The sequence below is a fragment of the Neptunomonas sp. genome (assembly GCF_041601355.1).
Taxonomy (GTDB): domain Bacteria; phylum Pseudomonadota; class Gammaproteobacteria; order Pseudomonadales; family Balneatricaceae; genus Neptunomonas.
This window is the reverse complement of sequence record NZ_JBFIIH010000147.1, coordinates 1-9,411: the sequence shown is the minus strand read 5'-3', so window position 1 is coordinate 9,411 and position 9,411 is coordinate 1. Positions and strand designations below refer to the sequence as shown.

The window sequence follows — 9,411 nt, the reverse complement described above, 5'->3', positions numbered from 1 at the left end:
CAGCGCGCTCCAGACAACTAAGCCCATCAGGTTCACATTTCCCAATTGGCCGATCTTGCGGTTAATGATATTTCCCATACCCCAGCTAGCCGCTGCAGCAATGGTTAAGGTAAAGCCGATAAAGGTCATTTTGCTGGCGGGAGTTTGGCTTGCCAGTAAAATTAACCCTGTGGCCGCCACTATCAAAGACAGGACTTGCGGTAGTTTCCAGCGTTCGCCTAAAAACATAAAGGCAAAGATCATAGTAAACAGCATTTGTGCCTGAAGCACTAAAGAGGCTAAACCGGCTGGCATGCCCAGATGCATAGCGCTAAAAAGTAAGGCGAACTGGCCAAAGCTGATAGTGATGCCATAGGCGAGCAACCACTTTATCGGTAAGTTCGGCGCTTTGATAAAAAGCACAGCAGGGAAGGCAACCAGCAGAAAGCGCAGCGCACCCAGTAGCAGGGGAGGGAGTTCATCCAGCCCCCACTTGATGACCACAAAGTTGACACCCCAGGCCAACACAACGAGTAATGCCAGACCCCAGTCTTTCAGACTCATTGTGCTCTCCTGACGGATCTTGTGTGTCGGTTACGCTTTTGGAGTCAGGGCGCTAGTCGCTGACAATCGCCACGCGTACGGCATCCATTTTCAGTTTGGCACTGTTCAGTAGCTCAAGAATGCTGGCACGATCGGCACGTAATTGCGTGAGCTCTTCGCTACGAATAGAAGGATTAACCTTGCTCAGCGCTTCGAGTCGCTCGACCTCTTCATCAAGTACCGAGGTTGCTTTAGTTATCGCCGCCTTGATCAGTTTGTCCTGCTGGCTCTGCGCAACATCTTCTGCTTTGCTGAGTACACTACTGATCTGTTCACGACCATGGCGAATCAGATTCTGAGCCGCATGGCGTTTAACCCTTTCACCGAGTTTATTTAAGTGATCCGGCGTGATGATAGCGCTGAGATTGTTTCCGTTGTTATCCAATACGACACGCACTGTTGCCTGCGGCTGGTAACGCTGCAAATTCAGATGACGAGGCGCTGCACAGTAGAGAACAAACACCGCTTCAATCAGCAGTGTGCCAGGTGCCAGTGGTGGTAGTTTTAGCGTGCAGATTGCGGTATTTCCGAACTCACTACCGATGATCATTTCCATCGCGCCGGTTACCATCGGGTGTTCCCAGTTGAGGAACTGCATATCTTCACGGCCGAGAGCTTCATCGCGTGAGAAGGTTGCCGTGCAGCCTTCATCAGGCAAGCCGGGCACACGATGATAGATCATCTGGTCGGTCGGTTGCAGGATGACAGAGTGCAGGCCATTAGTTTGCTGATCAACACCAAACTGATCAAAAACATGTTCCATGTAATCGACTAGCTGATGGCGGTTTTCTGTGTCTTCAACGGACTCAATTAACCTGGCGGCTTTAGCAGGGCGGCATGAGCTCATTTCCAGCAGACGGTCACGGCCTTGTTGCAGTTCGAGAAGTATCTTTTTTGAGGCTTGTTGCGATTCAGTTATCAGGTTTTCAAATACTTCTTCGTCTGCACCATCCAGTAACAGGCTCACCAGCGTGTCTTCAAACTGAGTAAACAGTGCCTGTCCTGCCGGGCAGGTGTGACGGAAAGCATTAATGCCTTCATCAAACCAGCGTAACAAGATCGCCTGGGCGCTATCTTCGTAATACGGGATATGAATCTGCACATCGTTTTTCTGGCCAATACGGTCTAACCGGCCGATACGCTGTTCAAGTAAATCAGGATTAAGCGGCAAGTCGAACATGATCAGGTGTTGCGCGAACTGGAAGTTACGGCCTTCACTGCCGATCTCGGAACATACCAGAACCTGCGCGTATTCTTCAGTATCAGCAAAATACGCGGCAGCACGGTCACGGTTGATCAGTGTCATTTTCTCGTGGAAAACAGCCGAGCGTACACCCTTGCGTAAGCGGATGTGTTCTTCCAGCGCTTGAGCGGTTTCTGCGCGAGCACAGATTAGCAGGGTTTTTTCCAGGCGGTGAGATTTAAGCCAGTTATCCAGCCATTCAACACGCGGGTCAAACTCGAGCCAGTCATCACCTAAGAGTAATTCAGGTTTCAAAATCTGATCCAGAGAAAACTCATCCATGTGCGTCAGCATGGCATCAGGCATCGGCAGCGGATATGGAGTGAGAATTCTTTCAGGGAAACCGTGGACGGCATCACGTGTATTTCTGAACAATACGCGGCCTGTGCCGTGACGATCTAACAGGTGATTAATACACTGCTGAATAGCTTCTTCAGCCTTACCTTCCTGCGCATCACTAATCAATTTGGCGGCGGTTGTTTCACCAAGAAAGCTGTTAAGTTCGGTTTGGAACTGCGTGTCAGAACTCAGTTGCTCAATACCGTTATCCGCCAGTAGTTTCTGAGTGAGGCTATTAACTTCGCTGTAGTGAGCCTGTTCTTCGCGGAACTGCTCTAACGAGCTGTAACGATCCGGATCAAGCAAACGCAAACGGGCAAAGTGGCTTTCAAGGCCTAGCTGCTCAGGTGTTGCCGTCAGTAGTAATAAGCTGGGAATAACATTCGCCAGGGTTTCGATAGTCGTATATAGCGGGCTGGGAGCATCCTCGCTCCACACAAGGTGGTGTGCTTCATCAACAATCAGCATATCCCAGTCACAGGCCAGGATCTGCTCAACACGCGTGGCGTTGTTATCGATAAATGATTGGCCGCATAACAGTAACTGAGCGGTATCGAAAGGGTTCTCTGAACCGGACATTTCCAGCGCGGTGCAGCGTAGTTCATCCATAATGCTGAAATGCAGATTGAAACGACGCATCATTTCGATCAGCCACTGATAGATCAGACTATCCGGTACGGTAATCAGTACGCGTTTTGCCCGGCCACTGATCAGTTGCTGATGTAAAATCAAACCCGCTTCAATGGTTTTCCCCAAGCCTACTTCATCCGCCAGCAAAACACGCGGCGCATAGCGATTGGCCACTTCATGAGCAATATAAAACTGGTGCGGCAGCAGTTGAACACGTCCACCCGATAGACCATAGGTGTCAGATTTCTGTTGGGTGTGCTGATGCTCAAGCGTTTCGAGACGTAATTTATAACGGCTTAATTTATCCACCTGACCCGCAAAAAGGCGATCCTGCGGGCGGTTAAACTGCACATGGCTGTCCAGATCAATTTCCGGAATAATATGCTCTTCGCCGTCATCATCAAGGCCGATATAGATAAAACAGCCATTCTTTTCGATGCGTTCGGCAATTTTTATTTTGATGCCGGCCGCATTGCTAATCGTGTCATCAACAGGGTATTCGACCCGACTGACCGGGGCATTATCGGTCGCGTAAGTACGCTCATCTTCAGCGGCGGGATATAGAATGGTGACGCGCCGGTCTGCGTTGGATGTGACCAGGCCTAAACCTAATTCTGCTTCGGTATTACTGATCCAGCGCTGGCCGGGAATAAACTCTGTAACTGCCAAACTGATTACTCTCGCTTTACTCGTTAAAAAAGCCATGCATCATAGGAGTTTAACCCAATTGTTTAAAGATGCTGGCAACAATTAAAGTGTTTTTAATGCACCTTTGTTAATCTGGTCTTGATTAAACACCCCTTTATCTAAAATCCAGCCGGTGATAAGTGCTGCAGGCGTAACATCAAACGCGGGGTTAAACACCGGAGTGTCGGTTGGGCTCCAGCAAACATCACCAAAACTGCCACTCACACCGCGCACTTCAGCGGCGGCACGTTCTTCTATAGGAATCTGCTCGCCGTTCAGGCATTCAACATCAACGGTTGTATAGGGAGCAACCACATAAAAAGGTACATTATGGTGGTGTGCATTGACGGCTAACGAATAAGTGCCCACTTTGTTGGCAAAATCACCGTTCACTGCGATCCTGTCGGCACCGACTAAAATACAATCCACTTTGCCATCACGCATCAGTAGTGCTGCCATGTTATCGCAGATCAGGGTATGCGCAACGCCGAGCTGTTTCATCTCCCATGCCGTTAAGCGACCACCTTGCAATAATGGGCGGGTTTCATCGATATACACATGGATGTTCTTACCCTGCTGGTGGGCGGCATTGATGACACCAATAGCGGTGCCTACGCCTGCGGTAGCAAGGCTGCCAGTGTTGCAGTGGGTCAGAATATTCGCATTAGCCTTTATAAGCTCGGCACCTAGCGTGGCCAGGGTATCGCACAAAGCGATATCTTCATGAAACAGCCGTTCAGCCTCTGCGGGTAAAGCCGTAGGGCCAAATGAATGTAAAGCCGCTAGCATGCTGTCCATGTTGTTCATCAGGTTTACAGCTGTGGGGCGAGCCGAGCGTAAAACTTCTGCAGCGCTTTGTAGCTCAGCCGCGGATGTTCCATTAGCGGCCATATGGCCTAACAATAGGCTGGCACCAATACCGATGAGCGGTGCACCACGAATCTGTAGTTTTTGAATCATGGCGACCATCGCATCCACTGATTCGCAAGGTAGCCAGTTTTCAATATGGGGCAACTGATGCTGATCCAGTACATACAAGGTGTTGTTCTGGTATTTGATGCTGGTTGCTTGCAGGTCGTGCATTACATTATCTCGGGTGCTTATTCTGAAAAAAGGCTCATGAAGCGTCTTGATGGCAAGACTTAAAACAGGCTGAATCAAAAAACTGAGAAGATTATAACGTATTTATTACCCATGTTGTTTCTCATTTGTGCAGCTATCGTTGCGTAAATGGAAAGATGAAAACTAAAAATAACGTCGTTAGTTATCGTGTGGGTGACTGAATTGAATGGCATACTGAGTATTCCATAAAGCGACCAGAAAGCGAGGCTATAAGAGTGCTTATAAAAGTGCCTGTAAGATTGCTTATACGATTGCTTATAAGAGTCCCTGTAAAAGAGTCTGTTAGCGTGATGGTAATTAATGTAGCTGATTATCAATGAGCTATTTATCTATGAATTATCCAGTTATGAATTGCCTGTGAATTATCTGGCGCATCTGTTTTTAGCGCAGGCTACGGTAGAATCTCGTGTTGGCAATCTTCTGGGTGATTTTGCGAAGGGTGTTGTGGTTGCTCAGTTACCAAAGCCAGTAAAAAATGGGTTGCTGAATCATCGCGCCGTCGATCGGTTTACCGACAATCATACTGTTGTTAAGCAGCTTAAATGCCTGGTGGGGGCTGATCGTAAACGCTTTGCAGGCATTATGTTGGACATGGTGTTTGATCATTACCTGATTAAACATTGGCATCACTTCAGCCATCGCTCGTTTGCTGCCAGTTGCGATATTTATTATCAAGCTCTGGATGATGGACAAGTGCTGATGCCTCCCGCTATGCAGCATGTCACCCAGCGAGTGATTAAACAGCAATGGTTTACTTCCTACCAGACGCTTGAAGGTATAGGTTTTGCGTTGGACCGTATTGCAGACAGAATACGTTTTGATCATGCTTTTTATGGCTCGGTTGAGGAGCTGATAACCCACCAGAATGAGATTGAAAGCGGCTTTTTAGCCTTCTTTCCCGAGTTGCTGCAACATGTGGAAGCGATCAAATTAGAGTCATAATGCCAACTGAGTAGCTTAATGGCAGTGCCATGTCCTGTTGTTAAATGAAGATGAAAAGAACAAAAGTGAAATGTGATGTTAATGCGGTTATTAAACGTTTTTTTAAAAGGGCTTAAATAGATGGCAATCAAACTGACCGTAGTCGACCAAACGCCTGTGCAGCTTGGCACGGCAGGGCCTGAACAAGCACCGCAACTCTCTGCCCAGCTAGCGCAAGCATGCGACCAATGGGGCTATTCCCGTTACTGGTTAGCAGAACATCACAACAGCAACAGCTTTGCCGGGCCATGCCCGGAAGTACTGATCAGCCATATCGCCAGTATCACCCAAAATATCCGTGTGGGCAGTGGTGGGGTTATGTTAGCTAATCATAATCCTTATAAAGTAGCCGAGCAGTTTCGGATGCTCGAAACATTGTTTCCCGGGCGCATTGATCTGGGCATTGGCCGGGCACCGGGCGGTGATGGCATTGCCAGCCAGGCACTGGCTTATCCCTACAAGCCAACCCACGGCGAGCGTTATGCAGAACAAACACAGCTGTTGACTGGATTTTTACGTGATGGTTTCCCCCCAAATCATGCATTCCATGATCTACAAGTCATGCCTGGTGATGAGCCATGTCCCGAACTGTGGATGCTCGGCACAAGCGGAGGCAGCGCCGCTTTTGCAGGCCAGATGGGTTTTAACATGTCGTTAGGCTTATTCATCAGCCCGGACGACCAAACCATCGCTATCATGGATGAGTATAAACGCGCCTATCAACAATCCGGCCATAGCGGATCACCACACACCATGATCACTATTGCTGCGTTATGTGCACCAACAAAAGAAGAAGCGCTCTACCTCGCCGCATCGCAAGCCTATTGGAAAGTCATGGCGTTCCGGCACGGCATTCGTAATCCCTGGGTAAGTCCGGAAGAGGCATTGGATAAAGTAAAAAACCTCTCAATCTCTGATCAGAGCTATTACCAAAGCCTGCTCGACTCCATCACGCTTGGATCCCCGCAAGAATGTGCTGATCAGCTTGAGCAAATCTCAGAATACTGGAAAACCAATGAGGTGGGTTTAGTGACGGTGACACACGACTTTGCATCAAGAAAACGTAGTTTTGAGTTATTAGCGAAAGCAGTATTGGTTTAGTTTACTGAGCGGGCCTAAAGTGCCCGCAATATATTGGTGTATGATATTCGTATATAAATCAGGAGCCTTCTTTTCTCAGTTTGCAGCGCGGTTTGTTCTGGGTAGAAAGAGGAAAATGACAGATGCGATCAAAAAATGTCTATTTATCAATATTCTTCAGATCGCTGAACTCTCAGCAGTATGCGCAGTATTAAAATGTTAGCCTCCCTGAAGAATGTGATCGTCTGTTACCTCAGTGTTGCGCTCCTCTCCGGATGCGCTGCGTTGACAGGCATATCGCCAAAATACCCTGAAGGTTGGCCATCAATTTCGTCCGGTTCTGGTGACGAATGCCCTGATCTATCGGGGCGCTATCAAAACCTCGCTACCTACTCGTTCCTACCGATGGCTGCTGCTAACTCGCTGGCGTTCCGACTAGGCGCAGAGTTGAAAGACGCGGACAGAGTTGTTCTTGTGTTTTCTTCAGCCACGCTGCGAGTCGAAGCCCTTAATAGTACGGGAGTTATCGGTGAACAATTGCTCTCAAAAGAACACGGCGATTTTTCTTGTTCTGACGGAGCCTTCGTCTTACCAATTGTCATTGATAAGAATGCGGACGGAACCGGCGGCTACAGATCCGGGAGCCGACTTTACTTGAGGCGTGCCTTGGGAGGCGCATTAATTGGTGAAGAGCGCACTTCAGGCATCGGTGCAATATTTTGGCTGGTGCCAGTCGGAGGTTGGCAAACATTCTGGTTTCAGTGGGAGGCAATATAAATAAAGACTAAGCAAATGCTTAACACCATTCGCTATCGATCACACGCATTCTATACAGCATAGTGCCGCTGAGCATGAAGTTAAACGTAAATCTAACCGTTCCCTCCGATTTCCCCGACACCTTTTTAATTACCATTTAAGCCATGAAAATAACTTGCTTGGTTAGCTGCATAAGATGGGTTGTTTATGCCCCAGCTTCGCTCGTCACTAACACTTTGATCGCTTTTCAAAAAATCATGCGGTTATGATTATTTATTGAGGGGGGTGGGGCGACTCTGACCCGCTTAGGTGAATAAACGGTGAGGTTATATTGGTCATTCCTATTCTTTTCAAGAGATTAGGTAATGAGCACTATTGGCCTGGAGCTTGCATTGGTCGTTATAAGTAGTGAGGAGAACCAGTTGAGCAAGCGGTGCCTGGTGTTGAACTATCCCATACTTATCGCGTTCGGCGTTTAACAAGGGGCTGCAGTTGAAGGTCTGTGGCTATGTCTAAGAGCGTAATTGAGCCAAGTGTTAGTGGCAAAGTTTCTATAAAAAGCTTCTATAAAGAGGAAAAAACGGAAATGGATTTAGGGAATATCATTGCACTTTTGGGTGTATGGACCGCTCTAGTCGCTGCGATCGTAGGCTTTGCCTCACATAAGCTAAATGTATCGGCTGCAAAGTTCGCAATGGAGAGTCAGAGAAATGCGCTTTTTTTGAGCCTCAGGGACAGGTATTTAGCTACTCGTCTTCAAATCCCCGCAAGAGTTTACTCTAAAAATTTAATCATCCACGATACTGATCCCGCTTGGCCGCTCATCCAACATTACTGGTACAACACATTCGACGAATGGTATGCGACTAATAAGCTGAATGACGGGAAGTTTTTAGATCTTTGGTGCTCCTATTTTGGGCCGGCTACTCAGTCAACATTACAATTCCCGGCTATGGTTGACGTGTTAGAAAGTATGCTCAATGGGGCTGTGTCGTTTGGCAGTGAAAGAGATAGTTTTGAAAATGCTATAAGGGCTTTATATGAAAAACTTCCTGCCACGGAAAGAGCTCCTTCACATATACTAAACAACGCTAACCAATAGAGGGTTCCTCAATTAAATAAGACAAAGTAACCCCTCCCGGCGCGTCAGCAGCCAATCATAAAACTATCAGACAGGCTATTTACTTCATCTGACTTTGTTGGCAGTTAAATACACTTAGCGTTAACAGGCCTCTAACGGCTAGTGTTAACCGGTACTATATGGCTTTGACTTGCAGCTAACTTTCGAAAATTGAGGTCAAAATATCTTAGGAGTCATTCATTCTATGAGTCTTCGCTACAAATGGAGATAGGAGCTGATGCCAATTGCAAACTGTTTTGTTACGTCGAACACTCAACCAGGTACAAAAAATCTAGTCGAACTATGGGCAGAAGAATCCGCAAAGTCTTCTGAGCAGATGACTATAAATATTATGTATAGTCAGCAGCAAATGGGTAATCAGTATGCTGTTATGGCCAATTTATTGTTGCCATCAATTTGGTCGGCGCCTGATATTTCATCCTTGCAAACAGGCTTAGCCAGGGCGCTGGCAAAGCACTTCAGCCTTAATTTATCTGAAGTACATGTGGCCACAACTATCATAAACTCAGGTAGAGTCGTTGAAAACGGGGAGGAAGTGCATTGGTAATCAAAAAAACTGATTACGCAGAATCGTTGGCGGATGGAATCATGTGAACAAAACCGCGCGATGACGCTTAATCAACGCATACAGTGGTACCCGGCATGATGAGGGTTCACTTGATTGCGTCTCAGGAGCGGTATTAAACTGGCTTTGCCTGGGAGAGAGAATCGCTGTAGTCAAGCAGGCTCTCTCTTAAGTAAGTGCTTTGCAGAAGCAATGGCGATTAATGATGCTTGGTATCACCGGCAACTTTATCCATGTAAGCAAAGATAAGCCCTGAAAAAACAAATGATAAATGAATGATTACTT

Annotated in this window: 8 protein-coding genes; 5 read left to right on the top strand and 3 right to left on the bottom strand. The window is 47.3% G+C overall.

The window, feature by feature from the left end:
* The 3 genes from ABY436_RS17310 to mtnA form a co-directional block, all read right to left on the bottom strand.
* The coding region (locus ABY436_RS17310; protein WP_372740181.1) for an EamA family transporter at positions 1-543 on the bottom strand (543 nt) is incomplete at its 3' end.
* A 52-nt stretch (positions 544-595) separates the two neighbouring features.
* Positions 596-3,463 carry an RNA polymerase-associated protein RapA gene (gene rapA, locus ABY436_RS17305; protein WP_372740180.1) on the bottom strand — a complete coding sequence of 956 codons (2,868 nt, stop codon included), beginning with the start codon at positions 3,461-3,463 and terminating at the stop codon, positions 596-598.
* Positions 3,464-3,544: 81 nt separating this feature from the next.
* A complete protein-coding gene (gene mtnA, locus ABY436_RS17300; RefSeq protein WP_372740179.1) occupies positions 3,545-4,564 on the bottom strand; it encodes an S-methyl-5-thioribose-1-phosphate isomerase in 1,020 nt (339 codons plus the stop codon).
* A gap of 396 nt (positions 4,565-4,960) precedes the next feature.
* Between mtnA and ABY436_RS17295 the strand changes: the two genes are divergently transcribed.
* The 5 genes from ABY436_RS17295 (at position 4,961) to ABY436_RS17275 (ending at position 9,108) form a co-directional block, all read left to right on the top strand.
* Entirely contained in the window at positions 4,961-5,545 is a 585-nt protein-coding gene (locus tag ABY436_RS17295) for an ACP phosphodiesterase (protein ID WP_372740178.1), read from the top strand.
* 120 nt (positions 5,546-5,665) lie between these two features.
* Positions 5,666-6,685: an LLM class flavin-dependent oxidoreductase gene (locus ABY436_RS17290; protein ID WP_372740177.1), complete on the top strand. Its 1,020-nt coding sequence runs from the start codon at positions 5,666-5,668 to the stop codon at positions 6,683-6,685.
* Positions 6,686-6,880: 195 nt separating this feature from the next.
* Positions 6,881-7,441, top strand: a complete 561-nt coding sequence (locus ABY436_RS17285) for a hypothetical protein (RefSeq protein WP_372740176.1) — start codon at positions 6,881-6,883, stop codon at positions 7,439-7,441.
* Between the two features lie 487 nt (positions 7,442-7,928).
* Positions 7,929-8,522, top strand: coding sequence for a hypothetical protein (locus ABY436_RS17280; RefSeq protein WP_372740175.1), 594 nt, complete (start codon positions 7,929-7,931; stop codon positions 8,520-8,522).
* Positions 8,523-8,778: 256 nt separating this feature from the next.
* The gene (locus tag ABY436_RS17275) at positions 8,779-9,108 is read left to right on the top strand and encodes a hypothetical protein (RefSeq protein WP_372740174.1); all 330 of its coding nucleotides are present in this window, start codon (positions 8,779-8,781) and stop codon (positions 9,106-9,108) included.
* Positions 9,109-9,411 lie beyond the last annotated feature (303 nt).